General features: G+C 53.4%; 14 protein-coding genes, 3 tRNA genes and 1 rRNA gene. 13 read left to right on the forward strand and 5 right to left on the reverse strand.

The annotated features are described in order from the left end of the window. Nucleotides 1-127: 127 nt before the first annotated feature. A complete protein-coding gene (gene scpB / locus A0127_RS04705) occupies nt 128-712 on the reverse strand; it encodes an SMC-Scp complex subunit ScpB (RefSeq protein ID WP_054840832.1) in 585 nt (194 codons plus the stop codon). 62 nt (nt 713-774) lie between these two features. Here scpB and rrf point away from each other — a divergent pair. Together rrf and A0127_RS04715 are read left to right on the forward strand one after the other, a co-directional pair. Further along, a 5S ribosomal RNA gene (rrf, locus tag A0127_RS04710) occupies nt 775-896 on the forward strand. Nucleotides 897-906: 10 nt separating this feature from the next. Beyond that, nucleotides 907-984, forward strand: a tRNA-Asp gene (locus tag A0127_RS04715). A 657-nt stretch (nt 985-1,641) separates the two neighbouring features. Here A0127_RS04715 and A0127_RS04720 read toward each other — a convergent pair. Then, nucleotides 1,642-1,782 (reverse strand) — tRNA-Trp (locus tag A0127_RS04720). Nucleotides 1,783-1,873: 91 nt separating this feature from the next. On the opposite strand from A0127_RS04720, the gene A0127_RS04725 reads away from it, so the two are divergent. The 8 genes from A0127_RS04725 (at nt 1,874) to A0127_RS04760 (ending at nt 11,074) form a co-directional block, all read left to right on the forward strand. After that, nucleotides 1,874-2,110: a hypothetical protein gene (locus tag A0127_RS04725; RefSeq protein ID WP_054840831.1), complete on the forward strand. Its 237-nt coding sequence runs from the start codon at nt 1,874-1,876 to the stop codon at nt 2,108-2,110. A 138-nt stretch (nt 2,111-2,248) separates the two neighbouring features. Then, complete coding sequence (gene fbp / locus A0127_RS04730; RefSeq protein ID WP_062388595.1) at nt 2,249-3,376, forward strand: fructose-1,6-bisphosphate aldolase/phosphatase; 1,128 nt, start codon at nt 2,249-2,251, stop codon at nt 3,374-3,376. A gap of 152 nt (nt 3,377-3,528) precedes the next feature. After that, nucleotides 3,529-5,487 (forward strand): glyceraldehyde-3-phosphate:ferredoxin oxidoreductase, encoded by a 1,959-nt coding sequence (gene gor / locus A0127_RS04735; RefSeq protein WP_062388598.1) that lies wholly within the window; start codon nt 3,529-3,531, stop codon nt 5,485-5,487. A gap of 60 nt (nt 5,488-5,547) precedes the next feature. Beyond that, nucleotides 5,548-6,810 (forward strand): phytoene desaturase family protein, encoded by a 1,263-nt coding sequence (locus tag A0127_RS04740; RefSeq protein WP_062388601.1) that lies wholly within the window; start codon nt 5,548-5,550, stop codon nt 6,808-6,810. Nucleotides 6,811-6,939: 129 nt separating this feature from the next. After that, the gene (gene arcC, locus A0127_RS04745) at nt 6,940-7,887 is read left to right on the forward strand and encodes a carbamate kinase (protein WP_062388603.1); all 948 of its coding nucleotides are present in this window, start codon (nt 6,940-6,942) and stop codon (nt 7,885-7,887) included. A gap of 237 nt (nt 7,888-8,124) precedes the next feature. Beyond that, nucleotides 8,125-9,030 carry a coiled-coil protein gene (locus A0127_RS04750; protein ID WP_062388607.1) on the forward strand — a complete coding sequence of 302 codons (906 nt, stop codon included), beginning with the start codon at nt 8,125-8,127 and terminating at the stop codon, nt 9,028-9,030. A gap of 9 nt (nt 9,031-9,039) precedes the next feature. Then, nucleotides 9,040-10,746, forward strand: coding sequence for an archaeosine synthase subunit alpha (arcS, locus tag A0127_RS04755; protein ID WP_062388610.1), 1,707 nt, complete (start codon nt 9,040-9,042; stop codon nt 10,744-10,746). 31 nt (nt 10,747-10,777) lie between these two features. Next, the gene (locus tag A0127_RS04760) at nt 10,778-11,074 is read left to right on the forward strand and encodes a DUF2103 domain-containing protein (RefSeq protein ID WP_062388613.1); all 297 of its coding nucleotides are present in this window, start codon (nt 10,778-10,780) and stop codon (nt 11,072-11,074) included. On the opposite strand, the gene A0127_RS04765 is transcribed toward A0127_RS04760, so the two are convergent. Beyond that, a complete protein-coding gene (locus A0127_RS04765; protein ID WP_062388616.1) occupies nt 11,075-11,710 on the reverse strand; it encodes a hypothetical protein in 636 nt (211 codons plus the stop codon). It lies immediately after the preceding gene. Between the two features lie 167 nt (nt 11,711-11,877). Between A0127_RS04765 and A0127_RS04770 the strand changes: the two genes are divergently transcribed. Both A0127_RS04770 and A0127_RS04775 read left to right on the forward strand, forming a co-directional pair. Continuing rightward, nucleotides 11,878-11,955, forward strand: a tRNA-Gly gene (locus A0127_RS04770). 53 nt (nt 11,956-12,008) lie between these two features. Further along, a complete protein-coding gene (locus tag A0127_RS04775; protein WP_062388619.1) occupies nt 12,009-12,464 on the forward strand; it encodes a Tfx family DNA-binding protein in 456 nt (151 codons plus the stop codon). Here A0127_RS04775 and A0127_RS04780 read toward each other — a convergent pair. Both A0127_RS04780 and A0127_RS04785 read right to left on the reverse strand, forming a co-directional pair. Further along, the gene (locus tag A0127_RS04780; protein ID WP_062388622.1) at nt 12,411-13,082 is read right to left on the reverse strand and encodes a CidB/LrgB family autolysis modulator; all 672 of its coding nucleotides are present in this window, start codon (nt 13,080-13,082) and stop codon (nt 12,411-12,413) included. The two genes, A0127_RS04775 and A0127_RS04780, sit on opposite strands and share 54 nt — an antisense overlap. Further along, nucleotides 13,079-13,426: a CidA/LrgA family protein gene (locus A0127_RS04785; protein ID WP_062388626.1), complete on the reverse strand. Its 348-nt coding sequence runs from the start codon at nt 13,424-13,426 to the stop codon at nt 13,079-13,081. The genes A0127_RS04780 and A0127_RS04785 overlap by 4 nt, the downstream gene beginning before the upstream one ends. An 82-nt stretch (nt 13,427-13,508) precedes the next feature. On the opposite strand from A0127_RS04785, the gene A0127_RS04790 reads away from it, so the two are divergent. Then, complete coding sequence (locus tag A0127_RS04790; RefSeq protein WP_062388629.1) at nt 13,509-14,963, forward strand: DUF2139 domain-containing protein; 1,455 nt, start codon at nt 13,509-13,511, stop codon at nt 14,961-14,963. Nucleotides 14,964-14,968: the final 5 nt, after the last annotated feature.

Here is a 14,968-nt window from a genome sequence, read left to right on the forward strand (position 1 = left end):
AGCACTCACCCTGATAGTAATTGGCACTATGAGTATTTAAAGCTTTCTCCAAGGACTTCGTTGGGGCTAAAGGAGAAAAACTTTGCCCAAAAGCAGAAATGGGAAAACTACAGGGCCTAGAAAAACTTCAATCGGACGGAGCTTCCTCTTCTTTTTCTTCACCTCTGCCCTCAAGTTTGGCCATCAGGTCGCTGTATTCGGCATTGACGACCTTCTTGAAGGCCTCCTTTATTAGGACTGGGTCGTTCTCAGGGAATCCGTAGAGTTCGGCGAACTTCTTCGTCGTTCCCAGGAGCTTTGTCCTCTCGTATGGTTCGGCGTAAATCAGGCCCATTTCAACGAGCCGTTTTATGTGTTCGTAGGCCTGACTGCCGCGTAGTTTTACTATCTTGCTCTGCTCGACCGGCTGGAGATAAGCAATCAGCGCCAGGGTCTTTAACTCTCCCGTTCTCAGGTCTGGCTTCGGCATGAGGTGGATGACCCTCTGGCTGTACTCCTGCTTGACCTGCATCACGTACTTGTCCTCGAGCACTCTAACGACCTCTATCGCGCTCTTTCTCTCGGCATACTCGGCCGCTATAAGCTCTATCAGCTTTTCCAGGTATTCCAGTGATTTTATTCCCAGTGCCTTTGAAAGCTCCTTCAGGCTCAATGGCCTCCCGGCCACAAAAAGAGCCGCCTCCACGAGGGCCTTGTCTTCAAGCAGTCCCATGCTACCACCTAAAGGAAAATTTACCGTAAGATTTATAAACCCATCCTTGGAGTGGTTATCGGCACGGCGGCCATAGCGGCGGGGCTACACCCGGTCTCGTTTCGACCCCGGAAGTTAAGCCCGCCAGCGTTCCCGGGTGTACTGCCCTCCGAGAGGGGGCGGGAAACCGGGAACGCCGCCGGCCACTATCACGCGCCCGGGTGGTGTAGCCCGGCCTATCATACGGGACTGTCACTCCCGTGACCCGGGTTCAAATCCCGGCCCGGGCGCCAGACCTTCTCACATTCTTAAGCAAGCTTTTGGAAAAGCTTGGCCAAGGAAACTTTGCTTGCAAGGTTTCATCAAAGTTGGTGGTTCTTGTTTGTAAATGGTTTTGAAAGGGATTTTTCATTAAGGGCTCTTGTTTAAGTGTGAATTCAATTTCAGTGAGAGCTTTCGGGGTGAGTTTGCTTTGTAATCGACGCCCGTAGGGCGTCAAAGGGAGAGAAACTCTTGTTCACTGAGCAATAGTTGGGAATTCACTAATTTTTAGCACGTACGCAAGAAAATCCTCAGAAAACAGCAATTTTGGAAAAGAACCACGAACCTTGATCAAACTCAATGGGACTGTCGTCCCGTGCGTTGAAGCGGAGCTTCAACGTCGCGCAGGAAGCTTTTGGGAAAAGCTTCACCAAAAGGTTTCCCTTTCCTTTTGAACTTGCCTGTTGATGAGCGTATGCTCACTCAAAAAGCAACTTTGCGCGGGTTTAATCTTGAAGTTCCCCCACTAATTGTGATTTTGACTGTCTTTTTAGTGCCCTTTGGGCACTATACGGTGATAAAATCCAGTAAGTTTGGCAAATTGATGAGAGAAACCCCTCATAAAATTAGCCTCTATTTAAAAAAGCATACCAACTTTCCGCCAGCGCTTTCGTAAGAAAGGGCTGCTGTGGTGGGGGCGCGGGGATTTGAACCCCGGTCCGCGGGTTTCTCCGGGTCAGAGCTCCAAAGGCTCATCCCCCAATCAGCAAACCCGCAAGTCCTCATACCTCTGGAGCCCGCGATGATGGACCAGGCTACACCACGCCCCCGTCCGGGGGTAGCTTACCCGTTTGGGGTTTATAAGTTTTGCCCCGACAGTTTTATTAACTTTGGATAACAAAAATTATTGAGGTGAGCCATATGGAGGAGCCAATAGTTATCGGCCATGACAAGTTCAAGATCGGAGAGGACGAAACAGCAAAGAGAGAGCTCAGAGTAGTCAAAGTCCACGACGACGTCATTCAGGTTCAGGAAGAAGTCCACGGAATAATAGCCCTAGTCGGAGCCAGCTCAAGCGCCAACATCAAGAAGGACGAGCTTAAGCAGCTGGTAAAGATTGCAAAGGAGAAGTTCGGCTGGAGCGACATCTGCGAGTGAATTTCTCCCTTTATAGACATTTTGATGTACAACATTCCGCTTCTATACTCTTCGAATTTAGGGTTCCTTGAGTATCATCGACGGTGATATTAACGTTTTATAAGCATAAAAGTTACCTAATTTATACGGTGATATAAGATGGCTGTTGGGGAGAAAATCACAATTAGTGTTATCAAAGCAGATATAGGCGGCTGGCCAGGACACTCTAGGGTGCACCCACAGCTCGTTGAGACAGCCGAGGAAGTCCTCTCGAAAGCAGTCGAAGAGGGAACTATCATCGACTTCTACGTCGCCACCTGCGGAGATGACCTTCAGCTCATCATGACCCACAAGAAAGGCGTTGACAGCCCAGAGGTACACGGCCTCGCCTGGAAGGCCTTTGAGGAGGCCACTAAGGTCGCAAAGGAGCTCGGTCTCTACGGAGCCGGCCAGGATCTCCTCAAGGATGCATTCAGCGGCAACGTCCGCGGAATGGGGCCAGGAGTTGCGGAGATGGAGATAACCCTCAGGAAGAGCGAGCCTGTCGTTACCTTCCACATGGACAAGACCGAGCCGGGAGCCTTCAACCTCCCGATATTCAGGATGTTCGCAGACCCGTTCAACACGGCAGGCCTCGTCATCGACCCGAAGATGCACATGGGCTTCCGCTTTGAGGTCTGGGACATCCTCGAGCACAAGAGGGTAATCCTCAACAGTCCAGAGGAGCTTTACGACCTCCTTGCCCTTATAGGAGCAAAGAGCCGCTACGTCATCAAGAGGGTTTATCCCAAGCCCGGCCACCCGATTCCGGAGAACGAGCCGGTGGCGGTAGTTAGCACTGAGAAGCTCTATGAAGTTGCCGGCGAGTACGTTGGAAAAGACGACCCGGTTGCCATCGTCAGGGCCCAGAGCGGCCTTCCAGCCCTCGGTGAAGTCCTTGAGCCCTTCGCCTTCCCGCACCTCGTCAGCGGCTGGATGCGCGGTTCCCACAACGGCCCGATAATGCCGGTTCCGATGCACCAGGCCAACCCGACCAGGTTCGACGGCCCGCCGAGGGTTGTCGCCCTCGGCTGGCAGATAAGCCCAGAAGGAAAGCTCGTCGGCCCGGTTGACCTCTTTGACGACCCGGCCTTCGACTACACCCGCCAGAAGGCCCTAGAAATCACCGAGTACATGCGCAGGCACGGGCCCTTCGAGCCGCACAGGCTCCCGCTTGAAGAAATGGAGTACACCACCCTGCCCGGAGTGCTCAAGAGGCTCACCGACAGGTTCGAGCCCATCGAGTGATTTCCAGCCCTTTTCTGTTCATTTTCTCCCTGCACGGTTGTATCCACCAAGGTTTTTATATTCCAACACCGTAATCCCCAAGCTGGGCCGGAAACCTTAAATATTCTTCAAGTTGATTTCAACACTCGGAGTGATACAAAGGTGGTGAGAGCATGAAGTTCACGGTACTTCACCTAAAGCTTGATGAGAAGAAAGTGGAAAGTGAAGAGTTCGAGAAGGATGGAATCTACGGCATCATTGACTACGGTCTCGAACTCCATGAGAAGCTTGGGACGCACTCAATTGATCCCTACGACCCTAAGAACGTTATGGTAATGGGAATGGGGCCATTTTCGGGTTCAATCCTCCCAGGAGCGCACAGGCTGATGTTCTTCTTCCGCTCGCCGCTCTACGGGACGCTCTTCCCATCGGCAATGGGCGGTGCTGCCTACGCCTTCAAGAACGTCGGAGTTGACTTCGTCACCTTCGAGGGCAAGGCGGAGAAGCCGGTTGTGGTTGTCCTCTACAACGACGGAGAGAACATAAAGGTCGAGCTCCATGAGATTGAGCTGGACAGACTTATCGAGATATGGCGCGATTACAAAGGGGAAGAGGGCGTCTACGCGCTCACTCAGTACCTCATAGACACCTTCGGCGAGAGGTTCGACTTTGAATACCGCATCGCCGTCGTAGGTCCTGCAGCCCTTAACTCTAACTACGGAGCGATATTCTCCCAGACCCTGAGGAAGGGCAAGCGCGTTGTTGGCAGCGAGGACTGGGCGGCCAGGGGCGGCTCTGGTTCGGTTCTACTCAGGGCACACAACGTCGTTGGCATAATCTTCGGAGGGAAACCTCGGAAAAGGAACTTCCCGGGCGAGGACATCTCCTCCTTCAGGACTGCCAAGGAGATAGTTGAAGGCGTCCACAAGAAGCCCTACAACGACATTATAGCGGAAAAGACCGTCAAGTACAAGTACAACCCAAAACTGAAGACCGGCGGAACCTTCGGCGGGAACTATCCCGCTGAAGGCGACTTCGTGCCAATACTCAACTGGCAGATGCCCTACATCGAGAAGGAAGAGCGCATAAAGATCCACGAGGCAATAATGAAGTACTACTGGGAGCCCTTCAACCAGGAAGCGATAGAGACTAAGAACTGGACGAACTGCGGTGAGCCGTGCCCCGTCGTGTGCAAGAAGTACGCCAACGGCCACCACATCGAGTACGAGCCTAGAGAGGCAAACGGTCCGCTCAGCGGCGTGATAACCCTAAGGGCGAGCGACATAAGTGTCCCTGCCGTTGATGCGATGGGCTTCGACGCCATAGAGTTCGGCGGAACCGCAGCATGGGTTCTGGAGTTAGTCCACCGTGGAATCCTCAAGCCCGAGGAAGTCGGCCTCAGCGATAAGCCCGACTTCACGAAGGAGGCTTTACTTGAGAGGCCCGTTGAGGCTAGCGAGAAGAACGCGAAGCTAGTTGCTGAACTCGCCCACAGGGTGGCCTTCGCCGAGAATGAGATAGCGAAGATCATCGGCCTCGGAAAGAGGAAAGCCAGTGTAATCCTCGACGAGAAGTTCAAGTACAGGCTCAAGTACGGCGAGAGCTTCAAAGACTATGCTGTCTTCACGCCGCTCGGCGAGGACGGTGAAATGACGCCGACAATGTACTGGGCCATCGGAAACTACATCCCGCTCCCGATTCAGGGAAGGTACTGGACGTTCTACCAGTTCGGCGTTTTCCTCGAGCCCGAGGAGCTTGCCCAGAAGATAATCGCGAGCGCCCTCTGGGAGTTCTGGTACGACAACATCGGCTGGTGCCGCTTCCACCGCGGTTGGATGAAGCCGGTCCTTAAGGCCCTCTTCATGGAGGCCTACGGGGAAAACGTTGACATGGAGGAGCACGCTAAGAAGCAGATTAAGCGCCTTATAGAGTTCGCGAGGAAGGCCGGCTACACGCCGGTGTTCTGGGACAGCATGCGCGTTATTGACCTCGTCGCCAGGGGAAGCGAAGAGTTCGGCAATGAGAAGTGGGCAGAGAAGTTCAAGATCGACAAGGTGGGAACGGCTAGGGAGTACCTTGAGAAGGTTCTCGATGCCTACAGCGAGATCCTTGGGGTAGAGTGGAGGCTCTGAACAATTCTGTTCCTCGATATCCTTATATTTCTCCTCACCTTTGGCCTTTCAGGTGATAAAATGAGGGCAGTCGTAATAGGTTCTGGCATCGGCGGGCTTTTGACGGCCGGCTTTCTGGCTAAGAACGACTACGATGTCACAGTTCTGGAAAAAGCCCCTTATACCGGCGGCCGCTTCACGAACCTGGACTACAAAGGCTTCGGCCTCTCAACGGGAGCCTTCCACATGGTTCCACACGGAGAGGACGGGCCTTTAGCTTATCTTCTCAAACTCCTCGGCGCAAACGTTAGGATAGTGAACTCCAACCCAAAGGGCATGATCTTCTACGAGGGCAGGACGTTCCACTACCGCGAGGGCTGGAAGTATCTCAGCTGGAAGGAGAGGGCCAGAGCAACGAAGTTGCTTTTGGATATAAAGCGGAACAAGCTCCCGATCGGAGAAGAGGCCGAGATGAGCGGGCGCGAGTGGATTCGAGAGAGAATAGGCGACAGTGAGTTCACCGACCTCTTCATAAAGAGTTTCCTCGGCTGGGCGGACAGCGTGCTGGATGTACCTGCAGGAGAGCTGGCGAGGGAGATTAAGGCGGCTTTGAAGTGGGGTGGGCCTGGTTTGGTGAAAGGTGGTTGCAAGGCCCTGACCGACGAGCTTGCGAGAATTGTGTTGGAAAACGGCGGGAAGATCCTAACGAGGAAGAAGGTCGTTGAAGTTGATGCGGAGACAAAGAAGGTAACAACTGCGGACAACGAGGAGGTTTCCTACGATGTCCTTATCTCGAACATCGGCATCAAGGAGACCGTCGAGCTAGTCGGGAGAGAGAACTTCAACCGTGATTACCTCAAGCACGTTGACTCACTGAAGCCGAGCGAGGGGATAAAGTACAACGTGGCCCTAAAGGGAGGGCCGAGAATAGGCAACACCGTCGTCTTTACCCTTGACACTGAGAGGATAAACGGCTACAACGAGCCAACCGCTCTAAGCCCCGAGCTCGCTCCAGATGGATACACCCTCATCATGCTCCACCACGCTCTCCAGAGCAGGAACGTTAAGGCCGAGCAGAGGAAGGGAGTTGAAGACATCTACCGGATTTTCCCGAACCTCGATGAAGAGGGCGAGATTCTGCTCATTCAGACCTACCTGGACGGAAATCCCGTAAACAGGGTCGCCAGCGGGCAGACCGTTGAGGACTTCCCGATTCAGGACATCTACCTCGTCGGCGACGCCTACAAGCTACCCGGTGGAATAGAGGTCGAGGGGATATCACTTGGGGTCATGAAGACCCTTGAGCGGCTCGGGCTTGGGAACTTTTCTGAATGGTACCTCTGAGCCCCACTTTTCTTTACATTTGTAGAGTGGCTGGCCTCTTCCCCGAACCTTATTCAAGTGAACAGGGGTGAAGCCTAACGAACGTTTTTATGCCCGTGAGCGTAATTAGTCATCCCTGGAGGTGAGAGAATGAAGAGGGTTGTCATAGCCTTGGGCGGGAACGCCATACTACAGCGAGGCCAGAAGGGGACTTACGAGGAGCAGATGAAGAACGTGAGGAGGACTGCCAAGCAGATAGCGGACATAATCCTCGATAACGATTACGAGGTGGTTATCACTCACGGTAACGGCCCGCAGGTGGGTGCCCTTCTTCTCCACATGGACGCTGGTCAGCAGGTCTATGGAATCCCCGCCCAGCCGATGGACGTCGCTGGTGCCATGACCCAGGGACAGATAGGCTACATGATCGGCCAGGCCCTGATAAACGAGCTGAGGAAGAGAGGGGTTGAGAAGCCCGTCGCGACGATAGTAACTCAGACCATCGTTGACAAGAACGACCCTGCCTTCCAGAACCCGAGCAAGCCGGTTGGTCCGTTCTACGATGAGGAGACGGCAAAGAAACTCGCAAAGGAAAAGGGCTGGACGGTTATAGAAGACGCTGGAAGGGGCTGGAGGAGGGTCGTCCCAAGCCCTGACCCGAAGGGCCACGTTGAGGCGCCGGTTATAGTAGACCTCGTCGAGAAAGGCTTCATCGTCATAGCGAGCGGCGGCGGAGGAGTCCCGGTAATTGAGGAAAACGGGGAGCTTAAGGGCGTTGAGGCGGTTATAGACAAGGACCTAGCTGGGGAGAAGCTCGCGGAAGAGGTAAATGCCGACATCTTCATGATACTCACGGACGTGAACGGTGCTGCCTTGAACTACGGAAAGCCCGATGAGAAGTGGCTCGGGAAGGTAACTGTTGACGAGCTGAAGCGCTATTATGAAGAGGGCCACTTCAAGAAGGGCAGCATGGGGCCGAAGGTCTTAGCGGCGATAAGGTTCGTTGAGTGGGGCGGAGAGAGAGCTGTTATAGCTTCCCTCGACAGGGCCGTCGAGGCTCTTGAGGGGAGGACAGGGACGCAGGTTGTAAGAGAGTGAACTGGGAGCAAAGTTTTTTGTTTTGTCCCTGTTTTGTTCTATTTTGAATGTTTTAGAAGACTTCTGTTGATTCATGGGCACCATAGAAAGATACAGCCAAACAAAAGGGAAAATAATCTATCATGCTCATGGCGATACCGCTGAATTATCCAAAAAGTTTTTATTTACTCTCTCAATTTCCAGTCCAGATGTTTGGAGTAAGCAGAGCTGTTCTAAAAAGGGAGAGGGGTAAGAGAGATGACAACGGTTAAAGTAGACCCAGAGGAAATTAAGAGGATCAAGAGGGAGATTGAGGCCCTGGAAAAGGAGAGAAATGAGATCAGGGCCAAACTGGATGAGCTCGAAAAGGAGCTCCAGGTCTGGATTCAAAAGAGGGATGAAAAGAACAAGGAAGTACAGCAGCTCCGCCAGAAGGGGCGCGAGTACAAGGCGAAGAGGGATGAGATAAACAAGAAGATACAGGAGCTCAAGAAGAACCGCGAGGAGATCAACGCCAAGCTCGACCTCCTCTACCAGGAGATACTCGAGTACAAGACCAAGAGAAACGAGTACAACCAGCTCAGGAGGCTCAAGATGTCTCCTGAGAGGATACAGGAGAGGATCGAGAAGCTTGAGTGGGAGCTCCAGACCAACCCGAACATCACACCCGAGAGGGAGAAGCAGATCGTTGACCAGATACAGGTTCTCGCGACCGAGCTTGAGATCATCCAGCAGGCCGAGAGGTTCCACAAGAAGCTCGTTGAGACGAGGAAGAAGGTGGACCAGCTCAAGAAGGCCAGGAAAGCCATCAGCCTTGAGATACAGAAGCTCGCCAACCAGAGCCAGCAGTTCCACGAGCAGATGATCCAGGCCTTCAACAAGGCTGACGAGGTCAAGAAAGAGGCCGACGAGTACCACCAGAAGGTCGTCGAGCTCCGCGAGAAGGTCAGGGAAGCCAGGAAGCAGCTCAGAGAGATCGAGAGGAAGATCAGGGAGTACGACGAGAAGCACAAGGAGCTTATCGCCTACCGTCTCGTCGCCAAGATGCGCGCCAAGAAGGATGCCAACTTCGAGAAGGCAGTTGAAGCCCTCGAGAAGTTCAAGCGCGGCGAGAAGCTAACGCTCGACGAGCTCCTGCTCCTGCAGAGGTACAACCTCGTCTGAGGAATCGCTATGGAAGTCATCAAACACGAAGGACCCGGAAGGCTTGGGGTAGTCAGGCTAGGGGATTATTCCTTCAGAACTCCCGCGTTAGTCGGGATAGACTTTACCCTGTCTCCCTTCAACTCCTTCTTCCATCCCAAAGAGCCGGGCGAGTACGACTTCAACCTCGCCCCATCAATACCACTCGGGTTTTACACTCCCGATGAGGTAATCCAGAAAGCCATCGGGAGACTCTGGAGTGTAAACTACGAGGGCTTCAACGCCTTCTACTTCCCGGCCCTGAGGAGAACTGAGTACCTTGGGGAGTTCTTCAAGATCATCGAGAGACACAACTTCGATGCCGTCTACCTCGGCAACTCGAAGATTCTAATCAAGGAGTACCGCTACTTCGTGAGGATTTTAAGGGAGCTCCGCGAGAGGTTCCCGAACATCATGATAATAACCGACCTTGAGCCGTTCTTCTATCCTCTGGCCGTTTATCTTGGCGTTGACGCCTTCGACACCCGCTCTCTCAAGCTCTACGACTTCGAGGGCAAGGGATTCACTCAGTTCTCTCCTTTCCTGTGGAGCAGCGAGCCCAACTCACTCGACTTCGCCCGCGAGGTAATACTGCTCGTGAGGAAGGCCCTCGAAGAGGGCAAGCTGAGGTATCTAGTAGAGAACTTCTTCCCGACCCAGTACAACGCTGGAATTCTGAGAATAGCAGACCTTGAGCACCCAGATTATCTTGAGAAGTACACTCCAATCCAGAAGGAGACGGTATACTTCATTAGCGACGCATCCATAAGGAGGCCCGAGGTCAAAAGGTGGCACGAGCGCGTGCTTGAGCGCTTTACACCGCCGAAGAATGTTGAACTCCTCCTGCTCTTCCCGTGCTCCGCTAAGAAGCCCTACTCCTTCTCCCGCTCGCACACCCTCTACAGAAGGGCCGTGAAAGAGGCCCTCGGCTCGGGAATCTCAAAGGTTCACGAGCTTATCTTAACCTCACCCTTCGGCGTTGTCCCTAGGGAGTGGGAGTGGTTGGCCAAGTACGACATAGTAGTCACCGGTCACTGGAGCGAGGAGGAGATAAAGCCAGCTGCTGAGCTTCTAGCTAAGACGCTTGAGAAGTACCCGGAGGAAATCCCGATAGTAGCGCATCTCGACGAGGCCTACGTTGAGATAGCCAAGCTCGCTTCCGAGCTTTCCAGAAGGGAGATAATCTTCACGGACGTCAAAAACGGGACGACGAGCCACGAAAGCCTTCGCTCACTTACCGAGACGCTGAGGGAGTTCCAGATTGAGGGAACGAAGGAGGACAGGACCTACCGCTACTTTGAGAACATAAGGAAGGTCTTCGACTTCTACTTTGGCATCGGTGCTGGGGAAGCAATTCTCCCGGATAATGGTCAGGTTAAAGGCTCAAAGATGCTCCGCATCTTCGTTGACGGTCAGCAGACCGGAACCTTCAAGGACGGCGTAATAAGCGTAACTCCCTACGGAATGCAGAGAATATACGATGCAGTTAAGAGCTACTGGGTGAAGATAGACTTTGAACTTAGGGGAGACGTCTTCGCTGTCGGCGTTGAAGAAGCCGATCCGAGGATAAGGCCCGACGACATCGTCGGCATAGTCAGAGATGAAAAGGTAGTCGGTGTCGGGAAGGCCGTTCTGAACGGGGAAGAGATGGTCAGGGCGAAGAAGGGAGTCGCTGTTAAGGTGAGGAAGAGGGCGTAACGTCTAAAAGGTTCTTTTTTATTCTCCCCACATGCCCAAACACTTCAAGCGCGGGGTGAAGAGGGAGCACCACTTTCTCAAGGGCCTTGAAAAGCCGCTGGAAGAGATAGCCAGAATCCCTGGAGTGAAAAAGGTAATCCCGGGTAGGATATACGCGAGCGACTCCAGAGGCTTCGAGATAAAGGTCACACGGGAGACTCAGACGGGTTTAAAGCTCGTCGCCAAGAGCGATGGGAGCGTTCAGGAGGTCTTTCTGGTCATGGATAAAGCCGACAGGGAGAGGGTGTGGAGGGAGATAGAGGAGCTAGCTGAGAAATGGGAGAAGTAATCAAAGCTCCCTCTTTCCCTCAAAGAACTCAATAAGCTCCTCGTCGCTTATCTCCTCGTCTGCTTCTGTGTATCCAAGCTCCCTCTTCTGGAGGTCTATTAATCCTGGCGTCAGAAGGAGCTTTCCGTTTAGCTTCGGCACCGTGTAATGGAGCGTTATCTCGCTGAACTCGTCGAGCATTATCGTCGGGTTCTCCTCGTATTCAATTTCCTCCAGCCGTTTTCCGTCCGCTATGAGCTTCGCCACTATCGATGCGCCGTCTATGGAGTACTGGGGCTTTCCGATGTGCCTAACTTTAACGCCTTCCATCTTTGAGGTTATGAACTCCCTCGTCCTTCCGCGTGGAACCGCATCGCCGAGGATTCCGCCGACCACTATCATGGTATCCCCCTCTATGTCTCCAGGCTTCAGCTCCTCCTCCGCCTGAAGGTCAAGGATTATTAGCTTTGATCTATCGAAGGGAAACTTTGTAACGCTCTCCGTGATGACACTCCCAAGTTTTGCCAGCCTCTCCCTCTCGTCCTCGCGGACGTTAGTAAAGATGAGCTTATCCCCCCACCATTGGGCGACGTGAGAGTACTCAAGCCACAGCCAGTCGCTGATGTCCTCAAGGTGCTCGATTATCAGGTAAGGCATAGATACCACCGGTGGACTTTCAGCGGGGCTCTTAAAAACCCTACGTTAGGGCGATCTGGAAATTTTGTTAAGGAAAAAGGACAAAAGCCCTCCCAGTGGCCGAGTAAGGACTTAAGCAGGGGGTAAAGCTTTTAAAGTCACGATCCCTCTATACTACGGGCTTGACTGCGGTGGTAGTCTAGCCTGGTCTAGGACACCGGCCTCCCAAGCCGGTGACCCGGGTTCAAATCCCGGCCACCGCACCATCTTCTCAAAAACCTTTTAACTTCCAGCGTTCTGTTAACTAATGGTGCTTATCATGAAGAGCTTTTTAACCGAGCAGCAGATTAGGGTTCTCCAGCTTAGGGCCAAAGGCTTGAAACAGAGCGAGATAGCCGAAATTCTCGGGACGAGCAGGGCCAACGTTAGCATCCTCGAGAGAAGGGCCCTTGAGAAGATTGAAAAGGCCAGGAACACACTTCTTCTGTGGGAGCAGATAAACTCGAAAATAAGCATTGAGGTCAAAAAGGGTGAAGACATCTTCCAGGTTCCCGAGAAGCTCTTTAAGAAGGCCGACGAGCTTGGAGTGAAAGTCCCATACAGCACGGCTGAAATAATAGCGTTCCTGGTGGAACACGCGCCGATAGAGGACAGACTGGCCAAGAGGGACTTCACGCTCTTCTTGGACAGGGATGACAGGCTCCGCGTTAGCGAGTGCATTTTAGAGGACTTTGATGAGATAGGGAAGCACGAGGGCGGTAAAGACACCGTTTAATGCCATCGCAAGCCCACTAACTCCCCCAGCAATCTCATCCTCCAGCAGAATCCTAGCCGTCCCTAGGCCGTGGGATGTGACCCCCATTGCCAGCCCCCTCGCTACTCTGTCCCTGACTCGAAATACGTTCAGGAGTTCCGGTCCAACCGCATTCCCGAGTATTCCGGTTAGAATAACGAGGACTGCCGTAAGGGCGGGGATTCCACCGATTTTTTCGCTGATTCCTATGGCTATTGCAGTTGTGACACTCTTGGGGGCTATGCTTAGGAGCACATTACTGCTCCCACCGAGAACCTCTGCCGTGTAGAAGGCACTTAGTATGGCAACGATTCCACCGACCGTTATTCCAGCTGTTATTTCCTTCCAGTAAGCTTTGATTGTATCAAGTCCTCTGTAAACGGGGACAGCAAGGCTTACCACAGCCGGCCCGAGGAGGAACTTGAGTATCCCGGCGCTCTCCATGTAGGAATCGTAGGAAAAGCCGCCAAACCAGAGAAATGCTGCTATCGTGGCTATTGAGAGGAGAACAGGGTTCGTGTAAAAGGCCTTCCTTCTCGCGTGTACCTCCGAAAAAACGTAGAAGACTATGAGCGTTAGAGCAATCCCGTATGGGTTCACCTTCCTTCCCCCCTCAAAAGCTCAACGACCTTTGCCGTTGTTATCAATGTGACCAAAAAGCTGACCAAGAGGGCACCAACGACAGGGACAAGCTGGCTCTTAAGAAGGCTGATGTAGAGTATTATCCCGACCCCCGGAGGGATGAACATAACGCTCATGTTCTTTACGAACAGTTCCGCCTCGTTCTCAACCCACTCAAGCTGGACAACCCCAGTAATTAAAGCCGCAAGTAGAAACAGCATGCCGAGAACGCTTCCCGGAATGGAAAGGTTAAAGACCGAACTCCCAAACTCGCCCAGAGCGTAGAAGCCGAAGATTATGGCCAATCCCCTGTAAGCGTTCATGATTCCTTCTTAGGCGGCGGAATATAAAAGCCCTCCGGCGAAAAGGCAATAAGCAATGAAGCCTATCACCATCGGTGATACCATGCTCCTCAGAAACTACCGCTTTCCGGGTAGATACGGCCCCGAGTGGGGGAGCGGCGGAATCTTCGGCTTGAGACACCACAACGGTATCTTATACTTCACACTGGCCTTCGAGGCGGAAGCGCACTTTATGGACGTGAAGAGCAACGAGGAAAAGACCTATGATTTCACCTTGGTCGGAGATGCCCCCACGAGCGGCGGCGACACCTACAACGCCGTCGAGACCGTTGACGAGTTCATTTACTTCGGCGGCTGGGTGCACGCCCCAGCGGTTTACCGCGAAGACGGGAGGATACTCTTCAACAACAAGTACTCTCACGTGCACGTCTATGACACCGCGGAAGGCTCGGTCAAGCTCTTGTGGAAGGAGTCCATACACCACCAGACTGACTGGGCCGGCGAGGTAAGTGACATCATCTACGACCCGTACGGCGACAGGATTCTCCTAGCAAGGGAGGACGGTCACGCCAACCTCGGCGTCTACTCCCTAGACAGGAAGAGGGGAAAGGCAGAGCCCCTCATAACCGAGCCGTCTCCGAAGGGAACGCGCGTTCACGACGTTGCCTTCTTCGGGGTGGGCAACAACTTCACTGGGGGACTGAGAGAGTTTAGAGCCCTCGACCTCATAAGCGGGAAGTGGGAGGCATTTAAGCCAGGGGGTAGCGTGGACGGGAAACCCTACGAGAGGCCCGAACTCGGGGCAATGGCTTCGGCCTACAACAGGGCCTTCGCCTTCGTCCGCGGTGGTGTCTTCGCAGGCAACCCCTACATGGGCGAGGTATTCACCTTTTACCGCCTCTTAGACTTCCCGACGTTCTACGCCCCCTTCCGCGTGAACGCAATAAACGTCGGTGGAGGAGTACTCACGGCATTCAGCACCCACCACGACGCGTCATACAAAAGGGATTCGCCCGATGCTGGGATATTCTGGGACTTCACGAACACCCTCGTGGGGCCAAGCGTCCTCGTTTACGTTGCTCCGCCGATGGTGAAGATAGTTGGAGCCTTTGGAGCGAGGGTAACGAGCATCGAGAAAATGGGCGGGAAGCTCCTCGTGGCAACTAACACAACACCAAACACCGGCGCTACCGAGGCGACGCCCTTCGACACCGGAAACAGGGATATAGTCGTTCTGGACGAGAAGATACTCCAGGAGAGGCCGCCGGCGGTGAGCTTTTCAGTCTCGCTCGACCTCCTGAGAAAGGCAAGTAAAAGAACCTTTGGGGGCATTCCACTCGACGGATACAGGAGTGCTAGGGCTATATTCTACGTGAAGAACGACGCGAAGCTAAAGATCTACGAGTACGACCTCTCACTTCCGGCGGATACAGCGGAAGAAGAGATCGTTGACCTAAAGGCAGGGAGAAACGTGATCGACCTGAGGACATTCTCCGGAATCGTGGGCTTCGAGCTGGAAAAAGAGGTAAAGGGAAAAGTAAGGATAGAGCTCCTCTGAACTTT

This window comes from Thermococcus peptonophilus (assembly GCF_001592435.1).
Taxonomy (GTDB): Archaea; Methanobacteriota_B; Thermococci; order Thermococcales; family Thermococcaceae; genus Thermococcus; species Thermococcus peptonophilus.